The 16,367-nt window shown below is 46.1% G+C and carries 14 protein-coding genes; 5 read left to right on the top strand and 9 right to left on the bottom strand.

Annotation, left to right across the window (positions count from 1 at the left end; all coding sequences use genetic code 11):
- Nucleotides 1-508: 508 nt before the first annotated feature.
- The 6 genes from fre to trxA all read right to left on the bottom strand — a co-directional run bounded on the left by fre (nucleotide 509) and on the right by trxA (nucleotide 6,328).
- Nucleotides 509-1,222: an NAD(P)H-flavin reductase gene (gene fre / locus R7E51_RS21540; RefSeq protein WP_005382872.1), complete on the bottom strand. Its 714-nt coding sequence runs from the start codon at nucleotides 1,220-1,222 to the stop codon at nucleotides 509-511.
- Between the two features lie 14 nt (nucleotides 1,223-1,236).
- The gene (locus R7E51_RS21535; protein ID WP_012126600.1) at nucleotides 1,237-1,506 is read right to left on the bottom strand and encodes a 2Fe-2S iron-sulfur cluster-binding protein; all 270 of its coding nucleotides are present in this window, start codon (nucleotides 1,504-1,506) and stop codon (nucleotides 1,237-1,239) included.
- Entirely contained in the window at nucleotides 1,503-3,356 is a 1,854-nt protein-coding gene (ubiD, locus tag R7E51_RS21530) for a 4-hydroxy-3-polyprenylbenzoate decarboxylase (RefSeq protein ID WP_206958527.1), read from the bottom strand. Before ubiD ends, R7E51_RS21535 begins: the two co-directional genes overlap by 4 nt.
- A 91-nt stretch (nucleotides 3,357-3,447) precedes the next feature.
- On the bottom strand, nucleotides 3,448-4,440 hold the full coding sequence (locus tag R7E51_RS21525) for a hypothetical protein (RefSeq protein ID WP_206958526.1): 993 nt from the start codon (nucleotides 4,438-4,440) through the stop codon (nucleotides 3,448-3,450).
- 105 nt (nucleotides 4,441-4,545) lie between these two features.
- Nucleotides 4,546-5,805, bottom strand: coding sequence for a transcription termination factor Rho (gene rho / locus R7E51_RS21520; protein WP_005378757.1), 1,260 nt, complete (start codon nucleotides 5,803-5,805; stop codon nucleotides 4,546-4,548).
- A gap of 196 nt (nucleotides 5,806-6,001) precedes the next feature.
- The gene (trxA, locus tag R7E51_RS21515; protein ID WP_004745500.1) at nucleotides 6,002-6,328 is read right to left on the bottom strand and encodes a thioredoxin TrxA; all 327 of its coding nucleotides are present in this window, start codon (nucleotides 6,326-6,328) and stop codon (nucleotides 6,002-6,004) included.
- A 111-nt stretch (nucleotides 6,329-6,439) separates the two neighbouring features.
- On the opposite strand from trxA, the gene rhlB reads away from it, so the two are divergent.
- From rhlB to R7E51_RS21500, 3 genes are all read left to right on the top strand, one after another.
- Nucleotides 6,440-7,759 (top strand): ATP-dependent RNA helicase RhlB, encoded by a 1,320-nt coding sequence (gene rhlB / locus R7E51_RS21510; RefSeq protein WP_005378764.1) that lies wholly within the window; start codon nucleotides 6,440-6,442, stop codon nucleotides 7,757-7,759.
- Nucleotides 7,760-7,779: 20 nt separating this feature from the next.
- Complete coding sequence (gppA, locus tag R7E51_RS21505; protein ID WP_005382885.1) at nucleotides 7,780-9,273, top strand: guanosine-5'-triphosphate,3'-diphosphate diphosphatase; 1,494 nt, start codon at nucleotides 7,780-7,782, stop codon at nucleotides 9,271-9,273.
- A gap of 172 nt (nucleotides 9,274-9,445) precedes the next feature.
- Entirely contained in the window at nucleotides 9,446-11,089 is a 1,644-nt protein-coding gene (locus R7E51_RS21500) for a sugar nucleotide-binding protein (protein WP_206958525.1), read from the top strand.
- Between the two features lie 222 nt (nucleotides 11,090-11,311).
- Here the strand turns inward: R7E51_RS21500 and R7E51_RS21495 are convergent, their stop codons facing one another.
- From R7E51_RS21495 to recQ, 3 genes are all read right to left on the bottom strand, one after another.
- On the bottom strand, nucleotides 11,312-11,986 hold the full coding sequence (locus R7E51_RS21495) for a 7-cyano-7-deazaguanine/7-aminomethyl-7-deazaguanine transporter (RefSeq protein WP_033907317.1): 675 nt from the start codon (nucleotides 11,984-11,986) through the stop codon (nucleotides 11,312-11,314).
- A 234-nt stretch (nucleotides 11,987-12,220) separates the two neighbouring features.
- Entirely contained in the window at nucleotides 12,221-12,526 is a 306-nt protein-coding gene (locus tag R7E51_RS21490) for a DUF3630 family protein (protein ID WP_054579633.1), read from the bottom strand.
- A 9-nt stretch (nucleotides 12,527-12,535) separates the two neighbouring features.
- Complete coding sequence (gene recQ, locus R7E51_RS21485; RefSeq protein ID WP_206958524.1) at nucleotides 12,536-14,371, bottom strand: ATP-dependent DNA helicase RecQ; 1,836 nt, start codon at nucleotides 14,369-14,371, stop codon at nucleotides 12,536-12,538.
- A 178-nt stretch (nucleotides 14,372-14,549) separates the two neighbouring features.
- On the opposite strand from recQ, the gene rarD reads away from it, so the two are divergent.
- Both rarD and R7E51_RS21475 read left to right on the top strand, forming a co-directional pair.
- Nucleotides 14,550-15,467 (top strand): EamA family transporter RarD, encoded by a 918-nt coding sequence (gene rarD, locus R7E51_RS21480; RefSeq protein WP_005378774.1) that lies wholly within the window; start codon nucleotides 14,550-14,552, stop codon nucleotides 15,465-15,467.
- A 71-nt stretch (nucleotides 15,468-15,538) separates the two neighbouring features.
- Nucleotides 15,539-16,336 carry an AraC family transcriptional regulator gene (locus R7E51_RS21475; protein WP_206958528.1) on the top strand — a complete coding sequence of 266 codons (798 nt, stop codon included), beginning with the start codon at nucleotides 15,539-15,541 and terminating at the stop codon, nucleotides 16,334-16,336.
- Nucleotides 16,337-16,367: the final 31 nt, after the last annotated feature.

Below are 16,367 nucleotides of genomic sequence, written 5' to 3'. Positions count from 1 at the left end.
AGCGTTCAATCTGAGCCATGATCAAACTCTTCAATTTAAGATTTTGTTCGGCTCAATGAATACTGAACATTACATAAAGTAATGTTTGAATTGACTGTGCTGAATCCGAAGATTCAATGGTCACTTCGTTTCATTGAAACCTAATTTGAAGCCGAAGCTTTTAATTGGATTATCATCAACGAGTGCCCACACAGATTGATAGGTCTATATTGTTAAAGAGCTTGCTTTACGAGAAGTTTTTCTCTCAAAGCGGAGGTGCATTCTAGCGATTTAATTGACAGTGTCAAACACTTTTTCAATTTATTTTTCGTAGAAGCTTTCACCTCTCCGACCCTGCTGAAGCCTTATCGAGTCTGCCGTGTCGGTGGATGCGCATTATAGGGAACTCAGATCCGTTCGCAACCCTTTTTTGAAAAAAAATGGAAAAAAATGACTGTTCGATGACTATTTCATCAAAAAAGCAAAAAAGAGGGTAAAAAACCCTCTTTTTCTGCCTTAAAAGCCGTATTTAAATGAATGCGTACGCGTCTGCGAACATACGTTCGCTCTTCGCTTTCTTGTTCTGAGTGAACTGTTCACGTGCTGCGCCAGCCATTTCAAAACGACCTGCAATATAGATATCGTAGTTTTCTAAGCTTTCGAAATCTTCAGCTACAGCTTGTAGCACGTTACCAACTTTACCTTGCCAGTCTGCAGGAGCTTCTTCTACTACTGGCACAAAGTGAACATTGGCAAACTTGTCGGCAATCTCGACCAGTTCGTCTTTAGCATAAAGCTGGCAGTTATCGCGCGCCCCCCAATATAAATAGATAGGATTGGTTTTATTCTGCGCTACGCAGTGATCCAGAATCGAGCGAACGTAACTGAAGCCTGTACCACCAGCAATTAATAATAATGGGCGTTCGCTTTCTTCTTGAACCCAAGCATCGCCATGTGGCGCATCAATTTCAATCTGACCATCAGTTTCAAGCGCCGCTTGCATTGCTTCGACAACTTCTTGTGCATAAGCGTTGTGTTCCGCCGCACCGATGTGCAGTTCAAGTTCACCTTCATGACGACAAGGGCTGCTTGCGATAGAGAAAGGACGTTTGTCTTTTTCACCCATCACCACCATTAGGTACTGACCCGCTTTAAAAGGCACTGGTGATTCTGGATGAAGAAGGATTTGGTAAGTATTACAAGCTAACGGCTGAATAGACTTTACTTTACATTGGATGGTCATGGTGTTCCTCTCGCTTACTCATCAAAAGTAAGCACTAAATTACTTTCTGTATAGGCTTGGCAAGGGAATATCCAACCTTGCTGTTGCTCTTTTTCGGTTAGCATCGGTTCGAGGTGGTAACTCACCTCGCCCGTTAGCTTTTTACACATGCACATGGCGCAAGCGCCAACTTGGCAACGGTGTGGGAAGCGAATATTGTTGTTGAGCGCAGCTTCCAACACCGTCTCCCCTTCTTTTACTTGGAACCTAACGTCCATTGGTAGAAGGTGGACTTGATGACTCATAGAATACCTAACTGGTCCCAAATCTCATCGACTTTAGCCACAAGTTTAGGATCTTTTTTGATAGGCGTACCCCACTCGCGCGTGACTTCAGATTCGAACTTGTTGGTCGCATCCAGTCCTAATTTGGATGAACTCTCAGTCTTACCAAGCACTTGAATCGTGTCTCTATCTGGGTCCATTCGAGTTGTCACCGCCCAAATGATGTCATTCCAATCTCGTGCATTAACGTCATCGTCGCACAAAATGATGAATTTGTTATCCGTGTACTGAGCAAAGAAGCCCCATAGATGTTCCATCAATTCTTGGGATTGACCAGCTTGGTCTTTCTTCATAGTCACGACAGCAAATTGGTTGTTTGCTGTAACTGGAAGATAGACGTCAACAATCTCAGGGCGTTGCTGTTTCAACTCATTTAGTTCTGCTTCGGTAATCGTTTTGCTGTCTCGCTCAGTGACCTCGGTTCGCGTCGCCAGCTCGGCATCCCATTTAATGGTCGCATCCAAGCCCATTTTGGAGCCAAGCCCAACCACTGGTGAAGCAAAGTCGAGCGAGTCGATTGGCGTGTTATCTATCATCAAGGTATCACGTACAGGATCCATATGCTCTGACATGGCTTTCACGACATCATTCCAATCTCGTGCGTTTACCGATTCATCGCACACAATAACAAACTTGGTATACATGAATTGACGTAAGAAAGACCACACGCCCATCATTACGCGCTTGGCATGTCCTGGGTACTGCTTCTTCATGGTGACGACGGCCATTCGGTACGAACAACCTTCTGGCGGAAGATAGAAGTCTTCAATCTCTGGGAATTGCTTTTGCAGAATAGGCACAAACACTTCGTTTAATGCCACACCCAATACAGCTGGTTCATCTGGCGGACGACCTGTGTAGGTGCTGTGATAAATAGGGTCTTTATGCATAGTAATGTGCGTAATAGTAAAGACGTGGTGCTTTTCTTTTTCGTTATAGTAGCCAGTGTGGTCACCGTAAGGACCTTCATCAGCAAACTCGTTCGGGTCGATATAGCCTTCCATCACGATTTCCGCGCTCGCTGGCACTTCCAAATCGTTGCTGACTGACTTCACGACTTCCGTTTTGCTTCCACGTAGCAAACCTGCAAATGCGTATTCCGATAGCGTATCTGGCACTGGTGTTACTGCACCAAGAATGGTTGCTGGGTCTGCACCAAACGCGACCGAAACTGGGAAAGGTTTACCTGGGTTGGTTTCCATCCAATCGCGCAGATCAAGCGCACCACCACGATGGGCTAACCAACGCATGATGATTTTGTTCTTGGCAATTTTCTGCTGACGGTAAATGCCTAGGTTCTGACGTTTCTTATTTGGACCTTTGGTTACGGTTAAGCCCCAAGTAAGCAGCGGCGCTACATCTTCTGCCCAGCAGCTCATTACCGGAATTTTATCCAAGTCGACTTCATCACCTTGCCAAACAATGTCTTGGCATGGTGCTTTACGTAAACGCTTAGCCGGCATGTTCAATACTTGTTTGAACACAGGCAGTTTTTCTAAAGCGTCTTTGAAGCCTTTTGGTGGCTCAGGTTCTTTTAAATAAGCCAGCAGCTTACCGACTTCTCTTAATTCTTTAACATCTTCACGTCCCATACCGATTGCGACACGCTCTGGTGTACCAAACAGGTTAGTCAAAACAGGTACGTCGTAGCCGATTGGGTTCTCAAACAACAGCGCAGGTCCACCAGCACGCAAGGTGCGGTCGCTAATTTCTGTCATTTCATAAGCGGGATCGACAGGGTGAGTGATGCGTTTAAGTCGACCTTTCTGTTCTAGGTGGTCGATAAATTCGCGTAAATCCTTAAAACTCATAGGCCTTCATGCTGGCTGATTAAACTGTCCGCAGTATAACAAATAGGAGGACGCTAAGATCCTCCTATTTTGTGTGGGTATGTGAGCCAGATTACTTTAATACTTGTTCAATCTGCCGAGTCTTTATCTGATGGTTCGAAGATACTAACTCTTCCAACCAGGTTTGATGCCCTTGTTGAGCAAGCTCTCGAGCAACCATGGTTGCTTCTTCTGATAACGCCATTTTTCTAACTAGAAACTGCTTTACTTGCGGAGATAGAGGGTTAGATTTTGTAAGTAGACTAATAGCTTCTGGCTTGAGTGATGGGTTAACTGTGGCATTCATCAATTGCTGAATGGAAAAAACGTCTCCAACCGCAGCTAAACGCTCAAGTTCGGACTGGCTGTTGTAATCAGCTTTCATCCGCCAGAGTAAGTTGTACACTTCCTCATCCTGACTAACTTGTGCCAACCTGACTATCACGGCCGTCGATGGTAACCAACTGGTCACATTTGCTTTGGTTAACTGGGCCGTTAATGCAGCAAGCGCATTGGGTGATAAGCTGTCTAACTCTCGAATCAAAAGCGCTTCACGTGCTTGAGCTTGTTGAGATGGCCCTGTAAGCCATTGCTTTAAGTTAAGCTCTCTTCGTTCAGCTTGTAAGACAAAGTCCAAGGTACTTTGGTCTTGTTTCCAACGCTTAATCAAGCGACTCGCAATAACGGGAAAGTTAAAAGCGGGTACACTAAATTCATACCCATCACCTCGCTCTAACACTTGATAAGTCGGGGTCATACGGATCTGGGACTCAACAAACAGAGCCATTCGAGGCGTGAGAATCACATCTTGCTTTTCAAGCTTTTCCAATAATTGAAAGCGCACCACCTCTTGTTGAGGCAAAGCAAGTCTATCAAGGGAAAATTTAAGCGAGTCGACTTCATCTCTGACAGCGTAATCAAGCAGTTCAGAGACTTTAGTCTGTATTTGAGTATCCTGAAGCCACTGTTCTACTACAGACTCATGCATTTCCTTGGCAGATAATGTCGCAGGTAGAGTGATAAGTGACAAGCTCAGGAGTAATGACGACAACATTCCTTGTTGCATGTTAACCTCCCGATAACATTTCCTTCATTCTGATACTTCTATCGGGAGAAAGCAATAAAAAAGCCACCGATATACGGTGGCTTTTCGCAGAATGACTATTTGAGACTATTGACGACGCATCGCATCGAAGAACTCATCGTTGGTCTTCGTCATCGCTAGCTTATCGATTAGGAATTCCATTGCGTCGATTTCGCCCATTGGGTGAACGATCTTACGCAGAATCCACATCTTCTGTAGTTCGTCAGTCTTCGTCAGTAGTTCTTCACGACGTGTACCTGAGCGGTTGAAGTCAATCGCAGGGAATACACGCTTCTCAGCAATCTTACGGTTCAAGTGCAGTTCCATGTTACCTGTACCCTTGAACTCTTCGTAGATAACTTCATCCATTTTAGAACCAGTATCTACTAGTGCCGTTGCGATGATAGTTAGGCTGCCGCCTTCTTCTACGTTACGTGCAGCACCGAAGAAACGCTTAGGACGATGTAATGCGTTTGCATCCACACCACCAGTTAGTACTTTACCTGATGAAGGCACTACGGTGTTGTAAGCACGAGCTAGACGAGTGATAGAGTCAAGCAAGATAACTACGTCTTTCTTATGTTCAACAAGACGTTTTGCCTTCTCGATCACCATTTCCGCTACTTGTACGTGACGAGATGCTGGCTCATCGAAAGTCGACGCAACCACTTCACCTTTAACTAGGCGCTGCATCTCAGTTACTTCTTCTGGACGTTCGTCGATAAGAAGAACCATCAACTCACACTCTGGGTGGTTGTACGCGATGCTTTGCGCGATGTTTTGCAGAAGCATTGTTTTACCCGCTTTAGGCGGAGCAACAATCAGACCACGTTGACCTTTACCGATTGGGGATGCCAAGTCTAAAACACGTGCTGTAATGTCTTCTGTTGAACCGTTACCACGCTCCATAACCATGCGCTCATTCGCATGCAGAGGAGTAAGGTTTTCAAATAGGATCTTGTTACGGGCGTTGTCTGGTTTATCGTCGTTAACGGTATTGACTTTTAGAAGGGCAAAGTAACGTTCACCGTCTTTTGGTGGACGAATTTTACCAGCGATAGAGTCACCAGTACGTAGGTTAAAGCGACGAATCTGACTTGGTGATACGTAGATATCGTCCGGACCCGCAAGGTATGAACTATCTGCACTGCGTAGGAAACCAAAGCCGTCTTGCAGAATTTCCAGAACCCCATCGCCAAAGATGTCTTCGCCGCCTTTCGCGTGCGCTTTTAAAATCGCGAAGATGATGTCTTGTTTTCTTAAGCGAGCTAGGTTCTCTAATCCTAAGCTTTCGCCCAGTTTTACAAGGTCAGACACAGGTCTGTTCTTCAGTTCGGTAAGGTTCATGGTGGTGGATTCTTGTTTAGTCAAAATAAGATCTGTTTTCTAGTTAAGATGGATTTGGTCTCAGGATCGACCAAGAAGAGAAATTTGTTCAATTAACGCGCGATAAGTTAGCACTAATTAGTATTCTAGTCCAGAGTTAGAAAAACAAAACCGTGCATTGTAACTTTGCACGGTTTTATCTGTAATCACTTGGTGATTATAAGTTTGCGTCTAGGAACTCTTTCAGTTGAGTTTTAGACAGAGCACCTACTTTCGTTGCCGCTACGTTACCATCTTTAAATAGTAATAGCGTTGGAATGCCGCGAATACCAAACTTAGGTGGTGTACCTGCGTTATGGTCGATGTTTAGTTTACCGATAGTGAGTTTGCCTTCGTACTCGTCTGCGATTTCGTCCAAAATAGGAGCGATCATTTTACAAGGACCACACCATTCTGCCCAAAAATCCACTAGAACCGGGCCTGCAGCGTTGATTACATCGTTTTCAAAACCGTCATCAGTTAGCTGCAAAATCTTATCACTCATCTTCCACTCCAATGTGTTTTTCGAAACTGGTTGGATGATAACCAGTAATTAGATGCCCTATTGGAATGTATTTACTTTCGTATTGCAAGCTTTAGCTGATATTCTATAGCCATGAAAAAGACGCATATCACAGAGCAAAAGTTCGCCGATTTGGGCTTAAAGCCCCAAGTTATTGAAGGATTGGACAAAAAAGGGTTCGAATTTTGTACCCCTATCCAAGCCTTGGCGTTGCCGGTCCTGCTCACCGGCCAAGACATCGCAGGCCAGGCCCAAACGGGTACTGGTAAAACGCTCGCGTTTCTTACTGCTACGTTCAACCACCTTCTGACGACTCCGGAACATGAAGGTCGTAAGCCTACACAGCCACGCGCAATTATTATGGCGCCTACACGTGAGCTCGCTATTCAAATTTACAATGATGCAGAATCATTAACTGAAAGCACAGGTCTAAAAACCGCTCTAGCTTACGGTGGTGAAAGCTACGACAAGCAACTTGCGAAACTGCAAGACGGCGTAGATATTCTGATCGGAACAACAGGCCGTATCATCGACTTCTACAAACAGCGCGTATTTAACCTCAACAACATTCAAGCTGTTGTTCTGGACGAAGCCGACCGCATGTTCGATCTTGGCTTTATTAAAGACATTCGCTTCTTGTTCCGTCGTATGCCTGAGCCAAAAGAGCGTTTGAACATGCTGTTCTCAGCAACGCTGTCTTACCGCGTTCAAGAACTGGCATTCGAACACATGAATACTCCTGAGCATGTCGTTGTCGAACCAGAACAAAAAACTGGCCACCGTATCCAGGAAGAGCTTTTCTATCCTTCGAATGAAGACAAAATGGCGCTGCTTCAAACACTAATTGAAGAAGAGTGGCCAGATCGCGCTATCATTTTTGCCAATACCAAGCATAAGTGTGAATCGGTTTGGGGTCATTTGGCTGCCGATGGACACCGTGTAGGCCTTCTTACTGGCGATGTACCGCAGAAGAAGCGTGAGAAGATTCTTGAGCAATTCACCAAAGGTGATGTCGACATCCTAGTTGCAACTGACGTTGCAGCGCGTGGTTTGCATATTCCTCAGGTAACGCACGTTTTCAACTACGACCTTCCTGACGACTGTGAAGATTATGTTCACCGTATTGGCCGTACTGGTCGCGCTGGTGCGAGCGGTCATTCGATCAGTTTTGCTTGTGAAGAGTACGCGGTTAACCTACCAGCAATCGAAGAATACATTGAGCATACAATCCCAGTTTCAGAGTACGATTCGTCGGCACTGATTCAAGATCTACCGGCTCCGATTCGTATGCGTGCACCACGCAACCAACAGCGCCGCACGAATACTGGCGGTACCCGCTCTGGTTCTGGTAACCGTAAGCCGCAGGGACGTCGTCCACGCCAACCGCGTCAATCGGCACCAAAACAATCGTAATAGGAAACTGAGTTCGTTTTATGAGTCAAGCAGGATCATCACCGCTATATGCCGCCATCGACCTCGGGTCGAACAGTTTTCACATGCTCGTTGTGCGTCACATCGATGGCAGCGTTCAAACAATGGCTAAAATTAAGCGCAAAGTTCGTCTAGCAGCGGGCTTAGATGAACATAATTCTCTTAGTATGGAAGCTATGCAGCGAGGATGGGACTGCTTAAGTCTATTTGCGGAACGCTTGCAGGACATTCCTAAACAAAACATTCGCATCGTCGGTACTGCAACATTACGTACCGCGACCAATGTAGATGTGTTTTTAGAAAAGGCTAACCAAATTCTAGGCCAGCCTATCGAAGTGATTACTGGTGAAGAAGAAGCAGCCACTATCTATAAAGGTGTCGCTCACACCTCTGGCGGTAGTGGTCGTCGCCTTGTAGTCGATATCGGTGGAGCAAGTACCGAACTGATTATCGGTGAAGGTTTCGAAGCCAAAGCACTGACCAGCTTAAAAATGGGCTGCGTGACTTGGCTTGAAAACTTCTTTAAAGATCGTCAATTGAATGCTCGTAACTTTGACGCGGCAATTGAAGGGGCGAAACAGACCATCCAGCCGATTTTAGAACGTTATACAGAAATTGGTTGGGATGTGTGTGTTGGTGCATCAGGCACTGTTCAGGCATTGCAAGAGATAATGCTGGCGCAAGGCATGGACGAAGTAATCACTCACTCCAAACTCAAACGTCTACAGAAGCAAGCCATGTTGGCCGACCATTTAGAAGAACTCGATATTGAAGGCTTAACACTTGAGCGTGCATTAGTGTTCCCTAGTGGCCTCTCTATTTTGATTGCCGTTTTTGAATTGCTTGAAATCGATGCTATGACACTCGCTGGCGGCGCACTACGCGAAGGCTTAGTGTATGAGATGGTTGAAGAGCTTCGTCAAGAAGACATTCGTGCCCGCACTATCGCTAGCGTACAAAATCGCTATCAGCTCGATCACCAATACGGCGAACAAGTCGCTACTCTGGCACACACGCTTTTACAGCAAGCTGGAGGCGATGAGTGGATTACAGAGCCTCAGGGCAAGATATTACTCGAGACCGCCGCAAAACTGCATGAAATTGGCTTAACTATCGATTTCAAAAAAGGCGGAGAGCATAGTGCTTACTTGCTACAGAATTTGGATCTGCCTGGTTACACGCGCGCGCAGAAGTTCTTTATTGGTGAAGTGGCTCGTCGCTATCGCGAACAGCTCACTTCTTTACCTGAGCAGCATGCATTATCAGGCTCAAGTGCCAAACGAGTATTAAGACTGTTGCGTCTTGCGGTTCTACTCAGCCATCGTCGCAATCCTGATCTAGAGCCAAATGTGACTCTAACGGTTGAAGGCGACAATCTAACGTTACACATTGATGCGCAATGGCTAGAGAAAAACCCACTGACTGCGGCTGAGCTGGAAATTGAATCCAACCGTCAGACAGACATCGGCTGGCCATTAAATATCGTAGCAAAATAAGCGAATATCACTGCCTTACAATACTAAAGCCCAGGCGTTCGCTTGGGCTTTTCTGCTTCTACTTCCCCTACAAAACGTGCTGCCCAGCAAAAATCTCAGCTTCTCCGCTCTACATCGAAAAACAGCCATGCTTTATTGATAAACACAATTTAGCCAACCAAGATGCACCATCATGAAAACCGTTTTAATGACTGGCTTAACTGGTACCCTCGCCCCAAAAGTCGCTCATCAGTTTCACCTACGCGGCTGGAACATATTGGAGTGGAATCACCACCAAATCTCACCAGATGATCCAGAGCAAAGTGAACAATTTTGGCAGCAACACCACATCAATGCGGTGTGCCATATGGCGATGGGAAGTGAAGAGTGGGCAGCGTGGCTTGGTGAACACTGCAAACAGCGCAACATTCCTTACCTCTTTGTCAGCACAGCAATGGTATTTGATGCCACAAAAAACGGGCCTTATGGCATCTTTGAAGAAAGAAACACCCAAGATGATTACGGCAAATACAAAGTTCGTTGTGAAGATGCAATCTGGCAAGCAAATCCAGATGCGATGATTGCTCGAATTGGTTGGCAGCTCCATCACCAAGCAGAAGGCAATAACATGTTGGCGCATCTCGACCGCCAATATGAAGAGAACGGCGTTATTACCGCTAGCACAGTTTGGTATCCCGCGACTTCTCATATGGACGATACTGCACTCGCCTTTTTGCAGCTTATTGAGCGGAACGAAGCCGGTTTATATCACCTTGATAGCAACTTAAAAGATAAGTGGAATTTCTACGAACTCGTTTGTGCACTCAAACAGCATTACAACAAACCATGGCAAGTGCTGCCAAGCAATGACTATCACCATGACCAACGTCTAACCGATGAACGAATTGCCTTGCCGCCATTGAGTGAACGTTTCAACAAGCCAGAGCAAATCCAGCAAGCCGGCATCATAGGAATCAACTGGGGACGCACGCACATTCCCCACTATCGAAACAATGGTGTATCGGTCACAACGTTATGCGCCAACCAAATAGAACCGCTTCAGCAAGCGTGCAGTGAAGAAGCAATCCCAAAGGCAGAAACGAACATCAGCGCACTCAAACTACTTGATGTCGTGACCATCGCGACACCTGCGCATACTCATGCAGAGATCATAAAGACGTTAGGTTCAACCAAGCTTATCTGTGAAAAGCCATTGGTGGGATTGAATTCTGACATAACTCACTGGCAGCAACCGAACGCCAACCTATTGGTTAATTACGCCTTTGCTCAGCTTAATACCGCCAAGACGATAGAGAAGTGGCTCACTTCGCAAACCCAACCTTGTGTGGTCAATCTAGTCACCCAAGTTAACCTACCGGGCACCTTCACGCTCAAAGAGTGGTTTCTTGAAACTGCCAGTCACCCTATATCTTGGTTGCTGCACTGCTTTGGAGACTATTATCAATCGACACTGACTGAGAAAAACGGCCAACTGATCGTTGAGCTGCAATGTGGCGACCACCAGCTAAGATTTGTATTTGAATTAACAGGTGAGCCGGGCATCGAGCACAACCTAACGATTCAATCCAACCAGACCTTAACCAGCAAAGGCTACTACCGTGTCGGAGAAAAATGGCGTTTCGAGCCCATTCTCGTTAATGGCAACGCGATAAATGATGGAGAGTACAGCGAGTCTGATTGCTGGCAGGACGCCAATCAACGCAGTGTCGGTTTGATGTTGGCGATGTTCAATCAAAGCATCAGCTGGGATAACGGCCTGCAACTTGGCGCCTTCGATGCGCAAAAAGCCATTTTGATTGAGAAGATGCTCTGTTAGCCATTTCACCAGCGAGCTTCCTCTACGTGCCGTACCTTCGATTAAAAGGTCTCACTCGGGACCTTTTTTACTGCTCATTTTTACCTTCGTACAGCTCAGGGAGCTTTTGGACACCCATGATCTAATTGCTCCCCACGCTGTACAAAACCCTCTAAATCCCAGTAAGCAGGTACAAAAAAGCCGCTTGATTTAAGCAAGCGGCTTTCGGGGTTCCCACTGATATTAAGACTGAACGCTTGTCGTCACCTTAAAGTCAGGGTTCACCTCAGTCAGCTTCTTAATTAGGTAATTCAGTAATACGCCGTACATAGGAACAAACAAACCAAGACTGATAATCAGTTTGAAGCCGTAATCCACCAGCGCGATTTCCGTCCAATGCTCCGCCATAAATGGATCTGGGCTTTGGTAGAACGCAATGGCGAAGAAAGCGATAGTATCAAGTGCATTACCGAAAAGCGTTGAACACGTTGGTGCCACCCACCATTGCTTCATTTGACGTAAGCGGTTGAACACGTGCACATCCATGATCTGACCAAGTAAGTACGCCATGAAACTAGCAATCGCGATACGAGCGACGAATAAGTTAAATTCTCCCAGGTGACCAAAACCTTGGAATTGACCTTCGAAGAACACCACCGATAAGAAGTAAGACACTGCCAAAGCAGGCAACATCACTAAGAAGATGATCTTACGCGCCAACTGAGCACCGAAAATACGCACAGTTAAGTCAGTCGCTAGGAATATAAATGGGAAAGTGAATGCGCCCCAAGTGGTATGGAAACCGAAAATAGTAAACGGTAGCTGAACTAGGTAATTGCTAGATGCAATAATGACTAGGTGGAATAGAACCAGATAGATAAGGGCGTTGCGCTGCTGCGCAGGGGTAAAGTTACTCATGCGATACCTTTTTAGTTTGGTTTGGGGGTGAGGGAACCCAAATCGAGTCACTGAATAAAGTGGCTCTTACCAACAATGTAAAATGAAAAATAAACTGGCTTGGCTCATTCTGAGCGAAGCGGTGGGCGATTATACATTAACCACTTTTCGCCGCAAGTCGTCTGTTTTACGCAAACGTTTAAGCATAAAAAAGGGTGTTTCATGTGAAACACCCTTTTAAGAAAAATTCTATTTTTAGAAGCCGCGCTGGAACAATCCTGCAAGATAATCCAACTCTTCCCTGCTCTCTTCAATCGCTAACGCTTCAAACCAAATCGCTTCGCTGTAATGCTCTGCTTTCATAAACAGTCGGCAACCTTCAAAGTCGATCAGCCAAGAGTGAATGTCCGCATCCCACTGCTTTTCCACCACAGTAGCAGAAAGCAAGACAACTAAACGCTCACCTAAAGCAGGAAAGCTATCAAGGTCAAAGCTCGGCGCGGTAATGATTAAGCGCCCTTCTTGTGCCATGTAGTCCGCTAAGCCAAATTCCTTTTGCATCTTGGTTCCTTATCCATGGTGAGTAATGTGTTCTTGAATCAAATCAAGGAATGGGTCGGCGTACTTCTCCAGTTTGCGTTGACCAACACCGCTGACTGCCAGCATTTCGCCGTAAGACGTTGGCAGAATTTCCGCCATATCAATCAAAGTCGCGTCACTGAAAACCACGTATGGTGGAAAACCATCTTCATCAGCAATCGACTTACGCAGCTTACGTAACTTAGCAAACAGCTTTTTGTCGTAGTTCTTGCTGGTCAGTTTATCTGATTTCGCCGCACGTGCTGCAGTGTCTAAACGTGGAACCGCTAACTCCAGAGTCACATCGCCACGCAACAGCGGACGCGCCTCTTCGGTAAGTTGCAGCGTTGAGTTACGAGTGATGTTTTGGAACAGCAGACCCTTGTGAATTAACTGACGGAAGATACTCACCCAATAGTCATGACTGTGGTCGCGACCTATCGCGTAGGTAGAAATCTTATCGTGCCCGTTTTCACGTACACGAATGTTTTGCATGCCACGTAGCACTTCTACCACGTAACCCATACCAAAGCTCTGATTCACTCGGTACACACAAGATAACGCCTTACGCGCTTCTTCCGTGGCATCAAAGTGTTTCGGTGGATCTAAGCAAATATCGCAGTTGCCACATGGCTTCTCACGATACTCACCAAAGTAATTCAGTAGCACCTGACGACGACAGGTTTGCGCCTCAGCAAAGGCACTCATCGCATTCAGTTTGTGGGTTTCCACCTGCTTCTGTGGACCATCGTCTTTTTCATCCAACATACGACGCAGCCAACTGATGTCCGCCGGGTCATACAACATCATCGCTTCCGCAGGTAAACCATCACGCCCTGCACGACCGGTTTCCTGATAGTAGGACTCGATATTGCGCGGGATATCAAAGTGAACCACAAAACGCACGTTTGGTTTGTTGATGCCCATACCGAATGCCACGGTCGCCACTACAATTTGGATGTCATCACGTTGGAAAGCTTCTTGAACGTAAGCACGCTCATCAGCATCCATACCTGCGTGATAACCAGCAGCACGAATGTGGTTGTTGCACAGCTTCTCGGTCACCATCTCAACTTTCTTACGGCTACCACAATAGATGATGCCGCAATTACCTTTTTGGGTTTCAAGATAACGAACGATTTGCGAAACCGGCTTGTGCTTCTCAACTAAGTTGTAGCGAATGTTGGGACGGTCGAAGCTGCCTAGATAAACCTCTGGATTATTCAGTTGCAGACGCTCAAGAATATCTCGACGCGTTGCGTCATCCGCCGTCGCCGTCAGCGCCATAAATGGCACATGGGAAAACTGCTGCTTGAGTTGACCAAGCGCGGCGTATTCTGGACGAAAATCGTGTCCCCACTGGGAAATACAGTGCGCTTCATCGACAGCAATCATCGATAACGGCAGGTTTTCCAAGCGCTCAATGAAATCACGCATCAATACGCGTTCTGGCGAGACGTACACCAACTTAAGATGACCAGTGTGCATGCGGTTATACACGCTGAGCAGCTCTTCGCGAGGCATGGTCGAGTTAATGCACTCAGCCGCTACACCGTTGGCTTTAAGCTGGTCCACTTGGTCTTTCATCAGCGAGATAAGCGGAGAAATCACCAAAGTAATACCAGAGCGAACCAAAGCAGGAATTTGATAACACAGCGACTTACCGCCACCAGTAGGCAGGATAACTAAGCTGTCGCGACCTTCTATCGCGGCGTCAATCACTAATTGCTGACCATCACGGAACTCTTGGTAACCAAACACATCCTCCAACACACGTTGAGGCGTTACAGGCGAATCAGATTGTTCGGCTAACAAGGTCGAGGTCATGAAAAGTCTCAGATTGGGTCTTAAAAAAGAGGTGCTTATGCATACCACTGGCACACAAAGTGAGGGCACATTGTAATGGGGTTTCATGGTGAATAAAACCGCAAATTGTTAGGTGTTTCGCATCACGACTCGTATACTGATTTTCTGCTCTATAAAACACACAATTAGGTGACACTTCATGACACCAGAAGACGAACAACAACGCGCGCGGCAAGGCATCTTGCTAGCGATTGGCGCGTATACCATGTGGGGCATTGCGCCGATGTACTTTAAGTCCATCGCACAAGTATCTCCTTTGGAAATTCTCAGCCACCGAGTGATATGGTCTTTCTTTTTGCTTGCTGCACTCCTCCATTTTGGCCGTCACTGGCGCTCGGCTTACCACATCGCGAAAGACAAAACGAAAATCGCTTACCTGATCGCAAGTTCCATGTTAATTGGCGGCAATTGGTTGATTTTCATTTGGGCGGTAAACTCGAATCATATGCTCGACGCCAGCTTAGGTTATTACATTAACCCACTGATCAACGTCTTACTCGGGATGGTATTTTTGGGAGAGAGACTGCGTAAATTACAGTGGTTCGCGGTTGTATTGGCAGGTTGTGGCGTACTCGTTCAACTGATTGTATTTGGCTCCGTACCTGTTGTTGCGATGGCGTTAGCAATGAGCTTCGGCTTTTATGGCTTATTAAGAAAGAAAGTCAGTGTCGATGCAAAAACTGGCTTGTTTATCGAGACATTACTTCTACTGCCAGTGGCCGCTGTTTATTTGCTTTTTATTGCCGATACACCAACCTCAAATATGCTTACGAATCCACTTACGTTAAATAGTTTGTTGATCGCGGCTGGGGTTATAACAACCCTGCCACTGCTGTGCTTTACGGGTGCAGCAACAAGACTCAAATTATCGACTTTGGGCTTTTTCCAATATATAGGCCCAAGCTTAATGTTTTTACTTGCAGTATTGATGTATGGCGAACCCTTTACCATGGATAAAGCGATCACTTTCGTCTTTATTTGGGGAGCACTAGTCGTGTTTAGCTTTGATGGATTACGTAATAACCGTCGCTCACGCCGAATCGTTCAGCCACAGTGATCGTTTTTTACAAGACAAGTTAGAAATTGCCAGATAAGCTTGGTCATAATGTGACCAAGCTTTTTTATTTAATGGAACATATTCAGTACTACGCAACCGGCCATGACAACTTGAGTCTAATAGAGGCGAAATACCAGAAATTTGCTTTTCAAAGGCATTACCATCTGGATTTTCATCTCGGCCTGATCACGCATGGTGCGCAGAAGTTCCAATACCAAGGTAACAGCCACCAAGTTGGTCACGGGCAAATTGTGATTATGCCGCCGGATGAGCTGCACGACGGGCAATCTAAGCTCGAGAGTGGCTACGAAGTAAATGTGTTTGCGATCGAACCTCACCTATTGAGCGATCTGGCTGATCTTAAGCAAAACGGTCAAATAATACACTTCAACGAGCTGATCATCTCGGATCCCCAGATATTTTCACAACTTAGTAACTTACACGGACTACTTCGTCGTGAAAACCTCAGCCAACTCACCAAAGATTGCCTTCCTTTTGAAGGATTTAACCAGCTTTTTGATCGCTACGGATCGCTTGAGCGACAAAAAGTGGTGCCGTTAGGAAATCAATCACTTGGAACGTTAAAAGATTATCTAATGGCGAACCTCGACCAAGCGGTGCGTTTGGATTCGCTATCAGAACTGTGCCAACTGAGCCCAACTCAGTTCCAGCGCCACTTTAAAGCGCAAACTGGCATGACGCCTTATGCATGGTTCGCACGCCTGCGCCTCGAACAAGGCATGAAGTTACTGCAAGCTGGTCAATGTAGTACCGACGTCGCCCATCAAATCGGTTTCTACGATCAAGCGCATTTCAGCAAAGCGTTTAAGCAGACCTACGGCGTTTCCCCTTCTCAAGTGACTCGTTAATTTCATTTACCGAGAAAGCTGTCAGTTTTTT

It is taken from the genome of Vibrio sp. Vb1166, from assembly GCF_033338695.1.
In the GTDB taxonomy this organism is placed as follows: Bacteria; Pseudomonadota; Gammaproteobacteria; order Enterobacterales; family Vibrionaceae; genus Vibrio; species Vibrio alginolyticus.
Note: the sequence above shows the minus strand (reverse complement) of the source record. Positions and strands in the feature narration are given on the sequence as shown.